The organism is Methylobacterium oryzae (assembly GCF_021398735.1).
In the GTDB taxonomy this organism is placed as follows: Bacteria; Pseudomonadota; Alphaproteobacteria; order Rhizobiales; family Beijerinckiaceae; genus Methylobacterium.
The window spans coordinates 4095931-4113905 of record NZ_CP090349.1 but is presented as its reverse complement, the minus strand read 5'-3'; the positions used below and the strand labels follow the sequence as shown (position 1 = coordinate 4113905).

Genomic DNA, 17975 nt, shown 5'->3' with positions numbered 1-17975 from the left:
TGTGCGCAACGACACTCACGCTCGGAACAGCGCGCCGTCCGAGGGGTCCCGCGTCCCTCTCGGGGGGCGCCGCGTCAGCCGGCCAGAAGCGCGGCGAAATGGGCGACGAGCCGCCGGGCGACCTCGTCCTTGCCGAGGCGCGGCCAAGTCTCCACGGCGCCGTCCCGCCGGATCAGGTGCACCGTGTTGTCGAGGCCGCCCATGACGCCGCCCTCGGCCGACACGTCGTTGGCCACGATGAGGTCGCAGCCCTTCCGGGCGATCTTCGCCCGGGCGTGCTCGACCACCGTGTCGGTCTCGGCCGCGAACCCGACCACGAGGGGCGGGCGCCCGGCCGGCCGGCGCGCGATCGTGGCGAGGATATCGGGGTTCTCGACCAGCGGCATCGGCGCCGGCCCGGTTCCGTCCTTCTTGATCTTCTTGCTGCCCGCCTCCTGCTCCGGGCGCCAGTCGGCGACCGCGGCGGCGAAGACCGCGATGTCGGCCGGCAGCGCTTCCTCGACGGCGGCCAGCATCTGCCGGGCGGTCTCGACCCGCACGACGGCGACGCCCGGCGGGTCGGGCAGCGACACCGGCCCGGAGACCAGGGTCACGGCGGCGCCGGCCGCGGCGGCGGCGGCCGCGATGGCGTGGCCCTGGCGGCCCGAGGAGCGATTAGCGATGTAGCGGACGGGGTCGATCGGCTCGTGGGTGGGGCCCGAGGTCACGAGCACGCGCCGGCCGGCCAGGGGCCTGTCCCCGCTCGGGGCGCCGAGCATCCGCTCCAGCGCGTCGGCGATCTCGTTGGGCTCGGCCATCCGGCCGGGTCCGGATTCGGGCTCGGCCATCCGGCCGGCATTCGGCCCGACGATCCGGACGCCGTCGCCCTCCAAGACCGCGCGGTTCCGGCGGGTGGCGGGATGCGCCCACATCTGGACGTTCATGGCCGGCGCGATCAGGATCGGCAGGGTCGTGGCCAGCAGGACCGTGGTCGCGAGGTCGGCCGCGTGACCGCCGGCCATGCGGGCCATCAGGTTGGCGGTCGCGGGCGCCACCACCACGGCATCCGCCTGACGGGCGAGCTTGATGTGACCGATCTCGGCCTCGGAGGCGCGGTCGAACAGGTCGGTATGCGCCCGCTCACCGGCGAGCGCGGCCGCCGCCAGCGGCGTCACGAATTCCTGCGCCCCCGCGGTCAGGACCGGGCAGACGCTGGCGCCCCGCTCGCGCAGCCGCCGGATCAGGTCGAGGGCCTTGTAGGCCGCGATGCCGCCGCCGATGACGAGGAGGACGCGGCGATGGGCGAGGGTCTCGGTCATGCCGCCGACCCTCTGCGCGCCGGTGCGCGCGCGTCAAGCGGCCTCAGGCGGCGGCCGGGACGGCCGGCGCCTTCAGGCCGCCGAACCGGCGCTCGCGGCGACCGAACTCGGCCACGGCCTCGGCGAGGTCGTCGGGCCCGAAATCGGGCCACATCCGCTCGGTGAACAGCAGCTCGGCGTAGGCCGCCTCCCACAGCATGAAGTCGGAGAGGCGGCGCTCGCCGCCGGTGCGGATCAGCAGGTCGACATCCACCGGGGAGCCGTGCATCGGGCCGGCCACCAGCTTGCCGAAGCTCTCGCGCGTCGGCTCCTCGCCGGCGAGGCGCTGCGCCGCCGCGATGATCGCGTCGCGGGCCGAGTAGTCGACGCAGATCCGCAGATGCAGCCGGGTCCCCGCCGCCGTGGCGGCCTCGGCGGCCGCGATCGCCTGTGGGATGCCGTCGGGCAGACGGTCGCGCCGACCGACGACGCTGAGACGGGTGCCGGTGCGGGCGAGGCGCTGGGTCTCGTTGCGCAGGTACGAGCGCAGGAGCCGCATCAGGCCGCCGACTTCCTCGGCCGGCCGCTGCCAGTTGTCCGCCGAGAAGGCGTACAGCGTGAGCGTGCCGATGCCGTGATCCGGGCACGCCTCGGCGGTGCGGCGGATCGCCTCGACGCCCCGGTGGTGGCCGGCCAGCCGCGGCAGGCCGCGCTGCGTCGCCCAGCGCCCGTTGCCGTCCATGATGATCGCGGCGTGCAGGGCTCCCGGCACCGCTTCGCTTTGCATCGTAAAGTCTCCCGGCATGGGCGTGGCGTAGAGGTCTATCGAAACGGGACTAACATTCCCGGCGGGACGGGCGGTCTCACGCCGTTTTCGTGGCCGGATCGAGGCCGCGGACACCGGATTCGGGGCCGCGCTCGGCCGCCTCCGCGGCGTCGCGCACCACCTGCTCCAGCACGCCGAGATAGCCGATGAAGCGCCGACGCCCGACCGCCGTGAGGCGGCAGATCGTCTGCGACCGGTTCTGCGCGAAGCGCTTCTCGAGGCTCACCAGATCCGCCTCGCTCAGAACGGCCAGGTGGCGGCTGAGATTGCCGTCGGTGAGCCCGCACAGCCGCTTGAGATCCGGGAAGGGCAGCCCCTTCGGGTGCGCCACCAGGGAGGTCAGCACGCTCAGGCGCGCCCGCTCGTGGATGATCCTGTCGAGCCCCTCGTAGGAGAAGCGCCCCTCGGAACGGTCAGCGGTCGTCATCGAAGGCCCGGGCCCCGTGATGGATGATCCCGGCCAGCCACGCCTGGCCAAACAGGAAGGGCAGGCCCATCGTCCAGGGCGACAGGGCCCGCGTCTCGGCCGAGACCGCCAGGACGGCGAGGCCGGCGAGCAGGTACCAGGCCCCGACGCCCTGGACCGCCCGGGGCAGGATCCGGGCCGAGGCGAAGAGGCCGAGGCCGACCAGCACCTGCCAGAGACCCGGCAGCATCCAGACCTCGCCGGGCGCGAAGCGGGCGATGACCAGGGCGAGGCAGGCCCCCGCGCCCGCGGCCGGCAGGAACACCTCGATGGCGTTCCACACCATCGCGTCGGCGAGGCCGGAATGCAGGCGCCGGCTGCGCCGGACCGCCTCGACGCCGATCATCGCGAAGGCCGCGAGGGCCGCCGCGATCCAGAGGCCGAAGAACAGGCCCGGCCGCGCCGCGGGATCGCCGAGCCACAGGGCCTGCCCCGCCGCGCAGGCGAGCGCGAGGCCGCCGGTGCCGGCGACCGTCGCCGCGCCCAAGCCGCGGAACGCCGTATCGCGGGCGATCTGCGAGCGGATGGCCACGATGTCGGCCAGCGCCTTGTCCAGGTCCTGCATGTGCCTCAAGCCCCCGGCCGCAGCATGCCGCACTCCCCACTTTGCACCGCAAAGTATCGACGGGGTCGGCCCACCGCAAGCCGATTTCCGCGCGCGCATGCCGATCTTCTCAGCATCCGGGACCGCGGTCGAGTTCGCCCCCGGGTGAATTCTACCTATCGGTTGTATTCGCCACACCGTCTTTAGTGGAACGCCACGGCGCTCCGCGGCAGGTCCTCGGCATGGCCGGCGGCGGACGAAAGCCGTCAAACCGCACCCGCGCAGGGTTTCTCGGAGCGCGATCCGGGCCCATATTGTTCTCATGCCCGCACCGAAGAAACCGCGCGCCGCCTCCGTGACGGCCACGTCCGCCAAGGCGTCGAAGCCCGAGCTGAAGCCCCTGGACACCTATCTGGCGGAGCTTCTGAACCCGGCGCTCAACCGGAACCGTCCGGCCACCGTCGAGCCGCCCCCCGAGGCGCCGGCACGGCCGGGCCGCAAGGCGGGGGGCAGGAAGGGCAACCCGAAGGACGGGGTGCCCGCGGCCGCGACCCGGCGGGCCGAGATCGCCCGCGACGGCTTCGCGGAGGCCCCCCAGGCCGGCTACGCGCTCGGCGACGCGGCCGATGTCGACCCCCGTCTGGCGCAGGCGCTCGGCCTGACGCCGCCCGAGGACGGCCCCGCGCCGGAGGGCGCCGATCTGCCGGATCCCGGCGGCGACGGCGGCGCCTCGGCGACGGTGAGCGCGCTCGAGCGGCTGCTCACCGAGGGCAACCCGCTGTTCAAGGACGGCAAGACCTGGACGCCCCACCGGCCGGAGCGGCCGCAGAAATCCGAGGGCGGCGTCCGGTTCACGCTCAAGTCGGAATTCACGCCGGCCGGCGACCAGCCCCGGGCGATCGCCGAGCTCGTCGGCGGCGTGCAGGCGCTGGAGCGCGACCAGGTGCTGCTCGGCGTCACCGGCTCGGGCAAGACCTTCACGATGGCCAAGATCATCGAGGAGACGCAGCGCCCGGCGCTGATCCTCGCGCCCAACAAGACGCTGGCCGCGCAGCTCTACGGGGAGTTCAAGGCTTTCTTCCCCGACAACGCGGTCGAGTACTTCGTCTCCTACTACGACTACTACCAGCCCGAGGCCTACGTCCCGCGCTCCGACACGTTCATCGAGAAGGAATCCTCGATCAACGAGCAGATCGACCGGATGCGCCACGCTGCCACCCGCGCCCTGCTGGAGCGGGACGACGTGATCATCGTCGCCTCGGTCTCGTGCATCTACGGCATCGGCTCGGTCGAGACCTACACGGCGATGTCGTTCACGGTCTCGCTCGGGGAGCGGATCGAGCAGCGCCAGCTCATCGCCGACCTCGTGGCCCTGCAGTACAAGCGGATCCAGTCCGACTTCGCCCGCGGCACCTTCCGGGTGCGCGGCGATTCGATCGAGCTGTGGCCGGCCCACCTGGAGGATCGCGGCTGGCGGATCGGCCTGTTCGGCGACGAGGTCGAGAGCATCGTCGAGTTCGACCCGCTCACCGGCAAGACGATCTCCGAGCTGAAATTCGTGAAGGTCTACGCCAACTCGCACTACGTCACGCCGCGCCCGACGCTGCAGCAGGCGATCAAGGGCATCAAGCACGAGCTGAAGGGCCGGATCGAGGAGCTGACCAAGATGGGCCGCCTGATCGAGGCGCAGCGCATCGACCAGCGCTGCACCTTCGACATCGAGATGATCGAGGCGACCGGCGCCTGCAACGGCATCGAGAACTACTCGCGCTACCTCACCGGCCGGAAGCCGGGCGAGCCGCCGCCGACCCTGTTCGAGTACCTGCCCGACAACGCCCTGGTCTTCACCGACGAGAGCCACGTCACCGTGCCGCAGATCGGCGGCATGTACCGGGGCGACTTCCGCCGGAAGGCGACGCTGGCCGAGTACGGCTTCCGGCTGCCGTCCTGCCTCGACAACCGCCCGCTGCGCTTCGAGGAGTGGGACGCGATGCGGCCGATGACGGTCCACGTCTCGGCGACGCCCGGCAAGTGGGAGATGGAGCAGACCGGCGGCGTCTTCGCCGAGCAGGTCATCCGCCCGACCGGCCTCGTCGACCCGGTGATCGAGGTGCGCCCGGCCCGCAGCCAGGTGGACGACCTGCTGGGCGAGGTCCGGGAGGTGGCGCAGGCCGGCTACCGGACCCTCGTCACCACGCTCACCAAGCGCATGGCCGAGGACCTCACCGAGTACCTGCACGAGAACAGCGTGCGGGTGCGCTACATGCACTCCGACATCGACACGCTGGAGCGGATCGAGATCATCCGCGACCTGCGGCTCGGGGCCTTCGACGTCCTGATCGGCATCAACCTGCTGCGCGAGGGCCTCGACATCCCGGAATGCGCCCTGGTGGCGATCCTCGACGCCGACAAGGAAGGTTTCCTCCGCTCGGAGACCTCGCTGATCCAGACCATCGGCCGCGCCGCCCGCAACGCCGACGCGCGCTGCATCCTCTACGCGGACAACATCACCGGCTCGATGGAGCGGGCGATGGCCGAAACCGAGCGCCGCCGCGCCAAGCAGCTCGCCTACAACGCCGAGCACGGGATCACGCCGCAGAGCGTGAAGCGCGGCATCGCCGACATCCTGAGCAGCGTGTTCGAGCGCGACCACGTGCAGGTCGATACCGGGCTCGCCAAGGACGCCATCACGGTCGGCCACAATCTCAAGGCCGTGATGGCGGACCTCGAGAAGCGCATGCGGGCGGCCGCCGCCGACCTCGACTTCGAGGAGGCGGCGCGGCTGCGCGACGAGCTGAAGCGTCTCCAGGCGACCGAGCTGCTGGTCTCCGACGACCCGATGGCCCGGCAGGGCGACGTGGAGCGCGAGGCGGGGAAGTTCGGCCGGAAGCCGCCGCGCGGGGGCAGCCGCATCGCCAGGCCCGACCTCGACAATATGGGCCCGGGGACGGACCGGGAGCTGCCGGTGGGCGGCGCGGCGCCGGTCTGGCAGGAGCGGCCGAAGCCGCGCTCGACGCAGGGGCTCGGCGGTCAGAAGCCCAAGTACAAGGGCGGCGGTGGGCGACGGCGGGGCTGACCCGGCCGCCGGGACCTCAGGCGGCCTCGCTGCCGCGGCCGAGGCCTTGTCCCGACCCGGCCTCGCCGGCATCGACGATGGCCTGCGCGATCCGGACCACGAGGACGTGGCAGGCCTCGTCGTAGGCGTGGGAATCCGCGCGGACCGCCGCCTCAACGACGGTCCCCGCCTGCTCGCGCACGATCTCGCGGGCGGTGCGCAGCGCGTCGGCGTAGGGCTCAAACGGTCGGGGCATCGTCGCGCTCCGGAGACGCCGGGCCTGGCCCGGATAGGCGGCTGGAACGAGCCGGGCGACGAAACTGTTCCCCCGGCCGCTGGACGTCGATGCCGCAGCGGCCCAGATCAGCCGCGATGAGTGACGAGCACGCGATGGCCTCAGAGACGAACCCGCCCCCGACCCTCGACGACGAGACCCTGGCCTTCGCGGGCCGGGTCTTCCAGTACGCGCGGATGGGTCACGCCGAGGAGCTCGCCGACCTGTTCGGGCAGGGGCTGCCGGCGAACCTGCGCAACGACAAGGGCGACAGCCTGCTGATGCTCGCTGCGTATAACGGACAGGCGGAGGCCGCCCGGGTGATCCTGGAGGCCGGCGGCGACCCGGAACTCGCCAACGACCGCGGCCAGACACCGCTCGCCGGGGCGGCCTTCAAGAACGACCTCGCCGTCGCGCAGCTCCTGCTCCGGCACGGGGCCGCGGTGGACGGGACCGGCGACGGCACCCGCACGGCGCTGATGACCGCCGCCATGTTCGACCGCACCGAGATGGTCGACCTGCTCCTCCAGCACGGCGCCGACCCGGATCGCCGCGACGCCTCCGGCCAGAGCGCCGCCGACATGGCCCGGGCGATGGGCGCCCAGGCGACGCCGGCGCAGCTCGACGGGGCGCCCCGGCGGCAGGCGTGAGGCCGCGTCGCGAGAAGACCTGTTCGGGCGCGACAGGCGCCGCACACGGGAGCACAACCTTGTCGCGATGGATCGGGGCCGCCCTGCTGGCCTGCCTTGCCGGAACCGCCGCCCTGAGTACGGCCTCCGCCGCCGAGACGCCCTGGCCGGCCTTCGGGCACGACCCGAGCAACCGCAACTTCTCCGAGCTGACCCAGATCAACCGCGACACGGTCGGCCGGCTGCGCCCCGCCTGGATCTTCCAGACCGGGATCACCGGCTACTTCCAGGCCCAGCCGGTGATGGTGGACGGCACCCTCTACGTCTCCACGACGCAGAACAACGTCGCCGCCCTCGACGCGAAGACCGGCAAGCCGCTCTGGACCTACACCCACAAGCCGCGCACCGAGAAGATCTTCGGCCCGCCCTCCAACCGCGGGGTCGCGGTGTCGGGGGGCCTCGTCTTCGAGGCGACCATGGACGGGCAGCTCATCGCCCTGGACGCCAGGACCGGCCGGATCGTCTGGGAGAAGGAGGCGGTGCGCCCGGAGGAGGGTGAGACCGAGACCGCCTCGGGCCTGGCCGCGACCCTCGGCGGCAAGCCCGTCCAGGGTTCGAGCCGCCTCGGCTTCAAGATGCCGCCGCTCGTCGCCGACGGGCTCGTCATCGTCGGCGTCACCGGCGCCGGCTACGGCCTCCACATCGAGGACGAGGCGGGCGGCCTCGACGGCGGCTCGGTGGTCGGCATCGAGGGCGGATACGGGCGGCGCGGCTGGCTCGCGGCCTACGACGCGAGGACCGGCGAGGAACGATGGCGCTGGTACGTCACGCCCTCGGAGGGCTGGGAGGGCGGCTTCGTGGAGAAGACCGCCGACGGCACGCCGCTCCACCGCGACATCGCCGCCGAGAAGGCGGCGGCGCCCGCCAACCGCGACGCCTGGCGGGTGGGCGGCGGCTCCCTCTGGATGACGCCCGCCTACGACCCCGATCTCGGCCTGATCTTCCTCGGCACCGGCAACCCGGCGCCGCAGAATTTCGGCCTGTCGCGCCCGGGGGACAATCTCTACACGATGTGCCTCGTCGCCCTCGACGTGAAGACCGGGAAGCTGCGCTGGTACTACCAGCAGGTGCCGCACGACGAGTGGGGCTACGACGTCGCCGCGCCGCCCTTCCTGCTGGACATGCCGGGCGGCGCCAGGGCGGTGGCCTCGGCGAGCAAGACCGGCTGGATCTACGTCCACGACCGCGCCACGGGGAAGCTGCTCGCGCGCTCGGCCCCGCTGATCGAGCAGAAGAACCTGTTCGCGCCGCCGACCCCGCAGGGCACAGTGGTGGCGCCCGGCCCGCTCGGCGCGGTCTCGTGGCCGCCCACCGCCTATGACGGGACGCGCGCCTACGTGCAGGTCCGCCACGGGGCGACGACCTACACGGTGAAGACCGTGCCGGCCGCCGCGGGGCGTCCGGAGATCCGCTACACGGAGACCGGGGAGGCCAGGGGCGAGCCGTCCTTCAGCACGCTCACGGCCGTCGATCTCGCGGACGGCGGCCGGATCGCGTGGTCGGTGCGCGGCGCGAGCCGCCTCTCCGGGGGCACCCTGGCGACCGCCGGCGGGCTCGTCTTCTCGGGCGAGGAGGACGGCCATCTCGACGCCCACGACGCGCGGGATGGCCGGATTCTCTGGCGCTTCCAGTGCGGGGCCGGCATCAGCGGGCCGGCGATGACCTACGCACTGGACGGCAAGCAGTACGTCGCGGTGGCGGCGGGCGGCGCCTCATTCACCAGGGCGTCGGGCTTCGGCACCGGCGACGCGCTGCTGGTCTTCGCACTGCCCGATTGACCGCGACCGGCCCACAGCGCGGACGAATGTCGCGGCGCGCGGGACTCTCGACGCTGCGGCGGGACGGGACGCCCCGGCGCGGCCCCTTGGCTAGTGGGCCACGAAGAGGGACAGCGCGCACAGGGCACTCGCGCCCAGTGCGAACGTCACGTCGGTCCAAGCGAAACGAGCCCTGCCAGGCATGCAGAATCTCCGCGCGAATACAGACCAACAAATTCCCGGACAAGTTGTTGCCGTCCGCTACCGGACAGAAGCCTCGCGGACGGTGGCCGGAGACGTTCGAGGAGGCAGGCCGGGACGGGTACGCTCACGACGCGCGGCCTTACGCGGCTGGCGCGTGATGTCCGGGCGCCCGGACCGCCTCAGCCCGCCACGACGGCGTAGCGGGTGCGCAGGCGCAGGCCGAACACCGCCATCATGAACATGCAGCAGGTGGCGTTGTTGCCGTTGTAGAGCACCGTCTCGAAGGAGGCCGAGACCAGCCCGAGGAACCACAGCCTCAGGAACAGCAGGGTCTCCGCGTCGAGGCGCGTCCCGCCGGCCACGCGCTGCAGGTCGCGCACCGGGGCGAGCACGAAGGCCACCACGGTCAGGGCGAGGAACGGCAGTCCGCCGATCAGCGCGGTGTCGAGATAGGCGTTGTGGGCGTGGTCGACGGTGTTGACCCAGGTCAGCGCCTCGGAGCCGGCATACATGGTCCGCTCAGTCATCCAGAAGGCGCCGATCCCCCAGCCGCGCCAGGGCCGGATCATGATGTTGTCGATGGCGAACTGCCAGATCTCGCTGCGGCCCGTGAAGGTCGCGTCGGTGAGCAGCGACCCCACCGCCTCCTGGATCGGCGGCGCCAGCACCGAGCCGATCGAGATCAGCGAGAACCCGATCACCGGGCCGAGGAGCAGCAGGCGGCGCAGGAACCCGCCGGTCAGGACCTGGCACAGGCCGGTCACGGCGAGGATCACCGGCAGGAGCAGGATCGCGGTCTTGGAGCCGCTCGCCACCAGGAACCCGGCCGCCAGGAGCACGATCGCCCAGCCGAGGACGCGGCTCGCCACCCTGGCGACGTAGAGGCCCACGATCACCAGGATCACCATGGCGGCGCCGGCCTCGTTCTTCTGCGGGAAGATCCCGCGCCAGAGGCCCGGGTGGCTCGGATCGGAATTGACGTCGAAGGCCGAGTGGATCGCGAGGTTCGGCACGAAGGCGACCGCGAGGTAGGAGGCGAGCACGATGACCAGGGCGGACCCGGCCATGGTCAGCGCCAGCTGGCGGGGCGAGCGGGCCACGATCAGCACGCCCGCCGAGAGCATCGCCGCGATGGCGAAGAGCGCGAGCCGCCGCAGCGACAGGCTCGGCTCGACGGAGAGCAGCGCCGTCGCCCCGAGCCAGAGGGCGCAGAGCACGAGGGGGCGGGTCACCAGGGGGCGGAGGTGGCGCACGCCGATCCGGTGGATCGCCGCCGCCATGGCGGCGCCGGCGCTGAGGAACAGGATCTGCGTCAGCAGGCTGCCGTCCTCGGAGGCCGCGAGCATCGACCGGTCGGACAGGTCCTTCAGCCAGACGTGGTTCCAGAGCAGGACGAAGACGGCCCCGTTCAGGAGCACGCGCAGAACGTCCGGCACGTCGCGGCCCGCGACGCCGCGCTGCCGCCCGTCGGCCGGGATCCCGATCGCCGCGTCCGCAGAAGCCATGCCGTCCCACCGCGAGGCCGCGCCGCGCGGCCAGGACCATTCTAGCGGCCCGCAGGTGCGGGGCGATGGAAAATCAGATGTTGCACCCCGCGATCGCGCGATAACCTTGACGCGATGCCGGCGGGGTCAGCGCCGCATCGTGTACTGCGAGCGGCCGGCGGATTGCCGCATCAGGAAGGACGCCATCTCGGCCAGTTCCGGCGCCTTCGAGCGGAAGGTGACGGACAGCGCCAGCAGCGTGTCCTTGTGGTCGAGGCCCGGGTAGAGCCGCTCCTGGACCGGGACGTGCTCGGCCCGCAGCTTGGCGGCGAGGCTGACCGTGTGCCGCGGCTTCACCACGGTGTCGGCGTCGCCGGTCGCCAGGAAGGCGGGGGGCGAGAGCGGGCCCACGAAGGCGACGGGCTGCGTGGCCTCCGAATCGGGCGCCTTGCCGAACACCTTGACGGTGGTGTCCTGGTCGAACGGCAGGAAGTCGTAGGGGCCGGACAGGCCGGCGACGGCCTTGATCACCTTGGGATCGACCCCGGCGGCGATCACGTAGCGCGGGTCGAGGCCGAGCATCACGGCGTTGTAGGCGCCCGCCGAGTGGCCGGCGAGCACGATGCGGCGCGGGTCGCCGCCGTATCCGGCGATGTTGTCGCGCACCCACGCGATGGCCTCGGCGCCGTCCTCGAGGAAGCCGGGGAACGGCGCCTCCGGGTAGAGCCGGTAATCGGGCAGCACCGTGACGAAACCCTGCGCCGCGAGGGCGTGCCCGACGAAGGCGTAGTCGTCCTTGGCGCCGCTCTGCCAGGAGCCGCCGTAGAAGAACACCAGGACCGGCGCGTTCTCGGCGCCCGCGGTGGGAACGTAGACGTCGAGCCGCCGCCGCGGACCCTCGCCGAAGGGCTGGTCCTTCGCGGCGAGCCGACCCCCCGGATCGCGCGGGCCGATCGCGTCGAACAGCGCGAGCGGCGAGGCAGCGGTGAAGCCGAACGCGGCGAGCCCGAGGCAGAGGAGGCTAGCGAGCGCGGTGAGGAGACGTGTCATATCCCATCCGGTTGTCCCGACCGGGCCATACCGCACCGCCCTCGGGGCGGATTGATGACGCTCTCGGGGCGGATCACGAAAAATCAGGTCCGCAGCACGAAGCAGGCGCCGCCGACCTTGCGGATGCGGCCGCACAGGTCGTCGGCCGCCTGCCGGCTCTGAGCCGGGATGCGGATCCGGTAGAAGGCGCGGGTCCCGCGGTTGCGCAGGCGCGTGCCGATGATCATCGGCCGCACCTCGCCGATCACCCCCGCGTAGGCGCTCCGCGCGCGGTTGAAGCTCTGCAGCGCCAGAGCCTTGGAGAAGTTGCCGGCGAGCTGGATGCCCCAGGGGGCGGCCGGCCCCTCGTTGAGGCCGAGGGCGAAGCGGTCGCCGCGCGACGGGACGCGCAGGCTGGCGGTGACCTGCAGGCAGGTCTGCGGCGCTTCCGGCTTGGTCTCCCTCTTGGCCTCCCCCTTGGCCTCCTTCTGGTCCGTCGCGTCCTTCTCACCCTTCGCCTCGGACTTGTTGTCGGACCTGCCGTCGGACTTGGCGGGCGCGCCGCCCTCCGGGAACTCGATCGCCTTGCCGGGGCCGGTCCGCCAGTCGTCCACCGGCTGGCCGGTGATGTTGGCCACGTAGGCCCGCGTCTCGGCGGGCAGGCCGCCGTCGCCGGCGAGCCACTTGCTCACCCGCGCGGCGCCGCCGTTATAGGCCGCGGCGGCGAGGCCCAGATTGCCGAACTGGGTCCTCAGGTCGGCGAGCAGGTGGGCCGCGTGCGGGATCGCCTGCTCGGGATCGAACGGGTCGAGGAGGCCGCGCTCCCGGGCGGTCCCGGGCATGAACTGCGCGACGCCCTGCGCGCCGGCCGGACTCACCACCCCGACGCGAAAACTGCTCTCGCGCCAGATCAGGCGCGTCAGGAACGGTACCGGCAGGCCGCGGGCCTTAGCCGAGTCGTCGATGAGGCGGCACAGGGCCTGCTCGACGGTCTCGGTCGCCCCCTCGGACGGGGCGGCCGCGGCCGGCTGCGCGCAGGCGAGGGCGATGAGCAGCGCGCCGAGGCGCAGGGGCGGGGCGGTCACGCCGCGCATGTAGCGACGCGCGAGGTAGGATCAATCCGCGCGGCCAACCTTCCTGGGGGAACATCCGGCCCCGGCGCACGAGCGTTGCACCTTTGCACACTGGCGCGACCGGGCCGCGCCGTCGTAGCGTCCCGGGCTCAGAGAGCCGCCTCCGACGCGGCCCCACGGGAGGAACCGCCGATGTCCGATCCGGCAACCCTGCGCGGCCTGTCCGGCCTGAGCCCCGCGCCGGCCCCGCTCAGGGGCTCGGCGCTCGTGATGATCGACCTGCAGCAGACCTACCGGGAGGGCGTGATGCGGCTCGACGGCGTCGAGCCCGCGCTCCGGGAGGCGGCGGCGCTCCTGCGACGGGCGCGCGACGCCGGCATCCCGGTGATCCATGTCCGCCACGATGCCGGGCCGGGCTCGCCCTACGACGTGACCGCCCCGATCGGCCAGATCAGCCCGGAAGTGGCGCCGCAGGGCGACGAGCCGGTGATCACCAAGGCCTATCCGAGTTCCTTCGTGGGCACCGACCTCCAGGCGCGGCTCGAGCAGATCGGCGTGAAGGACGTCGTCCTGGCGGGCTTCATGACGCATATGTGCGTCAACTCCACCGCCCGGAGCGCCTTCAACCTCGGATTCCGCCCCACCGTCGTGGCGGCCGCCACGGCGACGCGGGACCTGCCCGGGCCGGACGGCGCCGTGGTGCCGGCGGCCCAGCTCCAGGCCGCGAGCCTCGCGGCCCTCGGCGACCTGTTCGCCGTGGTCGCGCGCGGGCAGGGCGATATCCCCGACTGAGACGGCGGACCGCTCCCGGCACCGGTCGAGGCCGCGCGATCAGGCCTGGAGCCGCCCGATCTCGGCGATCACCGCCCCGAGGCCCGGCCGCCCGTCGGGATCCGGCCCGGTGCAGGCCTGCGCCAGGGCGCACAGGGAGTCCGGCAGCGCCGCGCATCGGTCGAGCAGCTCGCCGATCAGGATGCCGACGGCGCGGACCTCGACCCGCGCCAGGGCCGCGCCGAGCGGCCCGTCCGGCAGGGCCGAGGCGGCGCCGAAGTCGCTGAGCACGGCCGCGCCGGTCCCGGCATCCCAGAGCGTGTTGTGGGCGTAGACGTCGCCGTGCAGCAGGCCCCGCCCGTGCAGGTGCGCCACCGCCTCGGCCACGGCGCGGGCGATCCGCAGGACCGTGTCGGCGCCGAGGCGCAGGTCCGGGTCGTAGACGTCGCGGCTGCAGCTCGCGAGGCTCGGTGGCCCGGCGAGCGCGCGCCAGTGCGCCGGCAGGAGCCGGAGCAGCAGGCCGCGGACACCGTCGGGATGGCCCTCGAGCCGGCCGAGCGCGCCCGTGAGGGCCGGGTGCGTCCCGGCGGCGAGGCAGGCCTCCATCTCCCGCTCGGGCAGGCCGTCGCTGGTCATCGCGCCCTTGAACAGCTTCAGGGCCACGTCCTCCCCGCCGGCCGGCCCCCGCCACCGCGCCCGGTGGACCCGCCCCGAGGCGCCCTCGCCGAGCAGGTCGCCGACGGCGAGGTCGGCCCACGGCACCGCGGGGGCCGCGACCGGCGCCGTCGCCGGCTCGGCGGGGTTGCCGGCATAGGCGATCCAGGCGAGGCGGGGCAGGCGCGCGAGCCAGGGCGGGAGCGCCGCGAGGCGATTGCAGGCGAGCCGGATCAGCTCGAGGTTGCCCGCCCCCGACAGGCTGTCGGGCAGCGCGGAGAGCCGGTTGCCCGCCAGCATCAGCTTCTGCAGGCGCGGCCGCTCGCCGAGGGCGGCGGGCAGCTCCGCGATCGCGTTGTCGGTCAGGGTCAGCCAGCGCAGGTCGCGCGGCAGCGACTCCCCCGGTACCTCGCGGATGCCGCAGCCGCGGAAGCCCAGCTGGCTCAGCGCCGGGCAGGCGCCGAGCACCGGCGGCAGGCGCGCGAACGGGTTGCCGGAGCAGAACAGCACGCGCAGACGGTGCAGGCGGCCGAGATCGTCCGGCAGGTCGGTGAGGCTGCCCCGGCCGAGATCGAGCACCTCGAGGGTGTCGGCGAGGGCGAAGACCTCGCGCGGCACCTCCGTCAGGCCGTCGGGCAGCCGCAGCTCGCGCGCGCCGCCGAGATCGCCGCGCCGCAGGGCAGCGAGGGTTTCGCGCCGGTCCAAGCCTCAGCCCCGCTTGAAGAACGCGTCGGCCGCGCCCTGCGCCGCCTGCTTGGCGGCCCGCGCCGCCTCGAGCCGGGCGATCTCGGCGCGCAGGAGCGCGACGCGCTCGTCGAGATCCCCGAGCGAGAGCGTGTCGAGGGGCTGCCCGATCTCGTGGGCCACGGCCTTGCGCGGCCGGTCGTCGTCGTCCCGCACGTCGTGTCCTCCCTACAGGAACGGTGTTCCGGCCCCGTCCCAGGCGAGGCCGAGATGGGCCGCCACGGTGGCGCCGATATCCGCGAAGGTCTCCCGCCGGCCGATCGGCCGGCCGGCCACGCCGGGGCCGAAGGCCAGCACTGGGACCTGCTCGCGGGTGTGGTCGGTCCCGGTCCAGGTCGGATCGTTGCCGTGGTCGGCCGTGATCACCGCGAGGTCGCCCGGCGCCAGCGCCGCCAGGATCTCGGGGATCCGCGCGTCGAACGCCTCCAGCTCCGCGGCGTAGCCCGGCACGTCGCGGCGGTGGCCGTGCTCCGTGTCGAAATCGACGAGGTTGACGAAGATCAGGCCGCCCTCCGGCAGCGTCGCCAGCGCGTCGAGCCCCGCCGTCACGCAGGCCGCGTTCGGGCCCGGCCTGATCTCGCGCCCGGTGGCGCGGTGGGCGAAGATGTCGCCGATTTTGCCGACGCTCACGACCGCGCGGCCGGCCGCCTCGGCGCGGTCGAGCAGCGTGCGCCCGGGCGGGGCGACGGCGAGATCCTTGCGGTTGCCGGTCCGGCGGAAGCCCGCCTCCGGCGAGCCCACGAACGGCCGGGCGATCACCCGGCAGACGCGGTAGGGGTCGCACAGGCGGCGCGCCACCCGGCACAGGTCGTAGAGCCGCTCCAGCCCGAACGCCTCCTCGTGGGCGGCGATCTGGAACACGCTGTCGGCCGAGGTGTAGCAGATCGGCCGGCCGGTCCGGAGATGCTCGGCGCCCAGCGCGTCGATGATCGCGACCCCGGGCGCGTGGCAGTCGCCCAGGATGCCCGGGAGGCCGCCCTCGGCGACGAGCGCGCGGATCAGCTCCGCCGGGAAGGCCGGCCGGGTCTCGGGGAAATGCCCCCAGGGCTCGGTCAGGGGCAGGCCGGCGATCTCCCAGTGGCCGGAGGGCGTGTCCTTGCCGGCGGCCGTCTCCACCGCGTGGCCGTAGGCGCCGCGCGGCGGGCCGGCCGGGGCGAGGTGCGGCGGGATCCGGCCCGAGGCCCCGGCGGCCGCCAGGCCGAGCCCGAGTTCGGCGAGGTGGGGCAGGCGCAGGGGGCCCGCGCGCAGCCCCGCCCGGTCGCCGCGGCCCTCCGTGCAGCGCTCGGCGATGTGCCCCAGCGTGTCGGACCCGGCATCGCCATACGTGTCCGCGTCCGGGGCCCCGCCGATGCCCACGGAATCGAGGACGATGATGAGCGCGCGCGCCACGGTCAGGCGGGCTCCAGCTCGGCGGGGGCGTCGCTCTCGAGGGCGAAGGCGGCCTTGAACAGGGCGCGGGTGTAGGGGGTCTGTGGGTTCGCGAAGATCGTCTCCGCGGCGCCCTCCTCGACCACGCGGCCGTTCTGCATGACGATCACGTAGTTGGCGAGCGCCCGCACCACCTTCAGGTCGTGGCTGATGAACAGGTAGGCGAGGCCGCGCTCGCGCTGGAGGTCGCGCAGCAGGGTCACGATCTGCGCCTGGACTGAGCGGTCGAGGGCCGAGGTCGGCTCGTCGAGGACGACGAAGCGGGGATTGAGCACCATCGCCCGCGCGATGGCGATGCGCTGGCGCTGGCCGCCGGAGAACTCGTGCGGGTAGCGGTCCATGGCGGCCGGATCGAGCCCGACATCGGTGAGCGCCTTGGCGACCACGGCCCGGCGCTCCGCTCGGGAGCGCGCCGTGCCCTGGACCACCAGTCCCTCGGCGACGATGTCGGCCACCGACATGCGCGGCGACAGGGAGCCGTAGGGATCCTGGAAGACGACCTGCATGTCCTTCCGCAGCGGGCGCATCTGCGCCGCGCCGTAGCCGTCGATCGCCTTGCCGAGGAAGACGATCGGGCCCTCCGAGCCCGTGAGCCGCAGGAGGGCGAGGCCGAGGGTGGTCTTGCCCGACCCGGACTCGCCCACGACGCCGATGGTTTCGCCGGTCCGGACCCGCAGGGAGACGCCGTCCACGGCCCTGACGTGGCCGGTGACGCGCCGGAGCAGGCCCGACTTCAGCGGGAACCAGACCTTCAGGGGGCCGGCCTCCAGGAGCGGGGCGGCGTCGGCCGGGACGGGGTTGGCCCGGCCCTTCGGCTCGGAGGCGATCAGGCGGCGCGTGTAGGCGTGCTGCGGATCCGCGAAGACGGCCTTGGTGGCGCCGGCCTCCACGATCTTGCCCTTCAGCATCACGCAGACGCGGTCGGCGATCCGCTCGACGATGCCGAGATCGTGGGTGATGAACAGCATCGCCATGCCGAGGCGCTTCTGCAGGTCGGCGAGCAGCGCCAGGATCTGCGCCTGCACGGTCACGTCGAGGGCCGTGGTCGGCTCGTCGGCGACCAGGAGGTCCGGCTCGCAGGCGAGCGCCATGGCGATCATCACGCGCTGGCGCTGGCCTCCGGAGAGCTCGTGCGGGTAGGCGCCCATGCGCCGCTCGGCGTCGCGCAGGCCCACGAGTTCCAGAAGCTCCAGGATCCGGCGGCGGGCCGCCTTGCCGGCGAGGCCGCGGTGCAGGCCGAGCACCTCGCCGATCTGCCGCTCGATCGTGTGGAGCGGGTTCAACGAGGTCATCGGCTCCTGGAACACCATGGTGATGTCGGCGCCGCGCACGTCCCGCATCGCCCGCTCGGGCAGCCGCGCGAGGTCGCGGCCCGCGAACAGGATCCGCCCGTCCTGGCGGGCCGCGGGGTCGAGGAGGCGCAGGATCGCCAGCGCGGTCACCGACTTGCCGGACCCCGATTCGCCCACGAGCGCGACGGTCTCGCCGCGGCGGATGGTGAAGGAGACGCCGTCGACCGCCACGGTCTCGCCCTCCCGCGCGCGGAACGCCACGGAGAGGTCCTCGACGGCGAGGAGCGGCTGGGGATCGGCCTCTGACATGAGCCCCTTATAGCGCGCCCGGCCCCGGACCCTAGCCCGCGCGGACGCCGCACGGGGCGGGCCGGCACGACGCGGCCGGACGGGCGGGCGCGCGGTCCC

16 protein-coding genes are annotated in these 17975 nt (G+C 73.4%); 4 read left to right on the top strand and 12 right to left on the bottom strand.

Annotated features, from left to right (window positions below; genetic code table 11):
- Window positions 1-74: 74 nt before the first annotated feature.
- From coaBC to LXM90_RS19595, 4 genes are all read right to left on the bottom strand, one after another.
- The gene (gene coaBC / locus LXM90_RS19610; protein WP_020093609.1) at window positions 75-1298 is read right to left on the bottom strand and encodes a bifunctional phosphopantothenoylcysteine decarboxylase/phosphopantothenate--cysteine ligase CoaBC; all 1224 of its coding nucleotides are present in this window, start codon (window positions 1296-1298) and stop codon (window positions 75-77) included.
- A gap of 43 nt (window positions 1299-1341) precedes the next feature.
- On the bottom strand, window positions 1342-2064 hold the full coding sequence (locus LXM90_RS19605; RefSeq protein ID WP_020093610.1) for a di-trans,poly-cis-decaprenylcistransferase: 723 nt from the start codon (window positions 2062-2064) through the stop codon (window positions 1342-1344).
- 76 nt (window positions 2065-2140) lie between these two features.
- Window positions 2141-2530: a transcriptional regulator gene (locus LXM90_RS19600; RefSeq protein ID WP_020093611.1), complete on the bottom strand. Its 390-nt coding sequence runs from the start codon at window positions 2528-2530 to the stop codon at window positions 2141-2143.
- Window positions 2517-3134 carry a hypothetical protein gene (locus tag LXM90_RS19595; RefSeq protein ID WP_020093612.1) on the bottom strand — a complete coding sequence of 206 codons (618 nt, stop codon included), beginning with the start codon at window positions 3132-3134 and terminating at the stop codon, window positions 2517-2519. Before LXM90_RS19595 ends, LXM90_RS19600 begins: the two co-directional genes overlap by 14 nt.
- A gap of 301 nt (window positions 3135-3435) precedes the next feature.
- On the opposite strand from LXM90_RS19595, the gene uvrB reads away from it, so the two are divergent.
- Window positions 3436-6189 carry an excinuclease ABC subunit UvrB gene (gene uvrB / locus LXM90_RS19590; protein WP_020093613.1) on the top strand — a complete coding sequence of 918 codons (2754 nt, stop codon included), beginning with the start codon at window positions 3436-3438 and terminating at the stop codon, window positions 6187-6189.
- A 16-nt stretch (window positions 6190-6205) separates the two neighbouring features.
- Here uvrB and LXM90_RS19585 read toward each other — a convergent pair whose 3' ends face one another.
- A complete protein-coding gene (locus LXM90_RS19585; RefSeq protein ID WP_020093614.1) occupies window positions 6206-6424 on the bottom strand; it encodes a hypothetical protein in 219 nt (72 codons plus the stop codon).
- A gap of 134 nt (window positions 6425-6558) precedes the next feature.
- Between LXM90_RS19585 and LXM90_RS19580 the strand changes: the two genes are divergently transcribed.
- Window positions 6559-7092, top strand: a complete 534-nt coding sequence (locus LXM90_RS19580; RefSeq protein ID WP_020093615.1) for an ankyrin repeat domain-containing protein — start codon at window positions 6559-6561, stop codon at window positions 7090-7092.
- A gap of 59 nt (window positions 7093-7151) precedes the next feature.
- A complete protein-coding gene (locus LXM90_RS19575) occupies window positions 7152-8909 on the top strand; it encodes a PQQ-binding-like beta-propeller repeat protein (RefSeq protein ID WP_020093616.1) in 1758 nt (585 codons plus the stop codon).
- Between the two features lie 362 nt (window positions 8910-9271).
- Here LXM90_RS19575 and LXM90_RS19570 read toward each other — a convergent pair whose 3' ends face one another.
- The 3 genes from LXM90_RS19570 to LXM90_RS19560 all read right to left on the bottom strand — a co-directional run bounded on the left by LXM90_RS19570 (window position 9272) and on the right by LXM90_RS19560 (window position 12699).
- Complete coding sequence (locus LXM90_RS19570) at window positions 9272-10597, bottom strand: O-antigen ligase family protein (RefSeq protein WP_020093617.1); 1326 nt, start codon at window positions 10595-10597, stop codon at window positions 9272-9274.
- 126 nt (window positions 10598-10723) lie between these two features.
- Entirely contained in the window at window positions 10724-11626 is a 903-nt protein-coding gene (locus tag LXM90_RS19565; RefSeq protein ID WP_020093618.1) for an alpha/beta hydrolase, read from the bottom strand.
- An 83-nt stretch (window positions 11627-11709) separates the two neighbouring features.
- Entirely contained in the window at window positions 11710-12699 is a 990-nt protein-coding gene (locus LXM90_RS19560) for a lytic transglycosylase domain-containing protein (RefSeq protein ID WP_020093619.1), read from the bottom strand.
- Window positions 12700-12870: 171 nt separating this feature from the next.
- On the opposite strand from LXM90_RS19560, the gene LXM90_RS19555 reads away from it, so the two are divergent.
- On the top strand, window positions 12871-13470 hold the full coding sequence (locus tag LXM90_RS19555; protein ID WP_020093620.1) for a cysteine hydrolase family protein: 600 nt from the start codon (window positions 12871-12873) through the stop codon (window positions 13468-13470).
- Between the two features lie 39 nt (window positions 13471-13509).
- Here LXM90_RS19555 and LXM90_RS19550 read toward each other — a convergent pair whose 3' ends face one another.
- The 4 genes from LXM90_RS19550 to LXM90_RS19535 are packed head-to-tail and all read right to left on the bottom strand — an operon-like array spanning window position 13510 to window position 17876.
- Window positions 13510-14808 carry a leucine-rich repeat-containing protein kinase family protein gene (locus LXM90_RS19550; protein ID WP_234081014.1) on the bottom strand — a complete coding sequence of 433 codons (1299 nt, stop codon included), beginning with the start codon at window positions 14806-14808 and terminating at the stop codon, window positions 13510-13512.
- Between the two features lie 3 nt (window positions 14809-14811).
- Entirely contained in the window at window positions 14812-15003 is a 192-nt protein-coding gene (locus LXM90_RS19545) for a DUF1192 domain-containing protein (RefSeq protein ID WP_012317818.1), read from the bottom strand.
- A gap of 12 nt (window positions 15004-15015) precedes the next feature.
- Window positions 15016-16236 carry a phosphopentomutase gene (locus tag LXM90_RS19540; protein WP_234081013.1) on the bottom strand — a complete coding sequence of 407 codons (1221 nt, stop codon included), beginning with the start codon at window positions 16234-16236 and terminating at the stop codon, window positions 15016-15018.
- A 2-nt stretch (window positions 16237-16238) separates the two neighbouring features.
- Window positions 16239-17876 carry an ABC transporter ATP-binding protein gene (locus LXM90_RS19535; RefSeq protein WP_020093623.1) on the bottom strand — a complete coding sequence of 546 codons (1638 nt, stop codon included), beginning with the start codon at window positions 17874-17876 and terminating at the stop codon, window positions 16239-16241.
- Between the last annotated feature and the right edge of the window lie 99 nt (window positions 17877-17975).

Bases quoted from the DNA above. Each gene is read 5' to 3' on its own strand.
- uvrB (WP_020093613.1), top strand. From the start codon at position 3,436: ATGCCCGCACCGAAGAAACCGCGCGCCGCCTCCGTGACGGCCACGTCC.
- LXM90_RS19595 (WP_020093612.1), bottom strand. From the start codon at position 3,134: ATGCAGGACCTGGACAAGGCGCTGGCCGACATCGTGGCCATCCGCTCG.
- LXM90_RS19600 (WP_020093611.1), bottom strand. From the start codon at position 2,530: ATGACGACCGCTGACCGTTCCGAGGGGCGCTTCTCCTACGAGGGGCTC.
- LXM90_RS19605 (WP_020093610.1), bottom strand. From the start codon at position 2,064: ATGCAAAGCGAAGCGGTGCCGGGAGCCCTGCACGCCGCGATCATCATG.
- LXM90_RS19565 (WP_020093618.1), bottom strand. From the start codon at position 11,626: ATGACACGTCTCCTCACCGCGCTCGCTAGCCTCCTCTGCCTCGGGCTC.
- LXM90_RS19585 (WP_020093614.1), bottom strand. From the start codon at position 6,424: ATGCCCCGACCGTTTGAGCCCTACGCCGACGCGCTGCGCACCGCCCGC.
- LXM90_RS19580 (WP_020093615.1), top strand. From the start codon at position 6,559: ATGGCCTCAGAGACGAACCCGCCCCCGACCCTCGACGACGAGACCCTG.
- LXM90_RS19560 (WP_020093619.1), bottom strand. From the start codon at position 12,699: ATGCGCGGCGTGACCGCCCCGCCCCTGCGCCTCGGCGCGCTGCTCATC.
- coaBC (WP_020093609.1), bottom strand. From the start codon at position 1,298: ATGACCGAGACCCTCGCCCATCGCCGCGTCCTCCTCGTCATCGGCGGC.
- LXM90_RS19570 (WP_020093617.1), bottom strand. From the start codon at position 10,597: ATGGCTTCTGCGGACGCGGCGATCGGGATCCCGGCCGACGGGCGGCAG.
- LXM90_RS19535 (WP_020093623.1), bottom strand. From the start codon at position 17,876: ATGTCAGAGGCCGATCCCCAGCCGCTCCTCGCCGTCGAGGACCTCTCC.
- LXM90_RS19555 (WP_020093620.1), top strand. From the start codon at position 12,871: ATGTCCGATCCGGCAACCCTGCGCGGCCTGTCCGGCCTGAGCCCCGCG.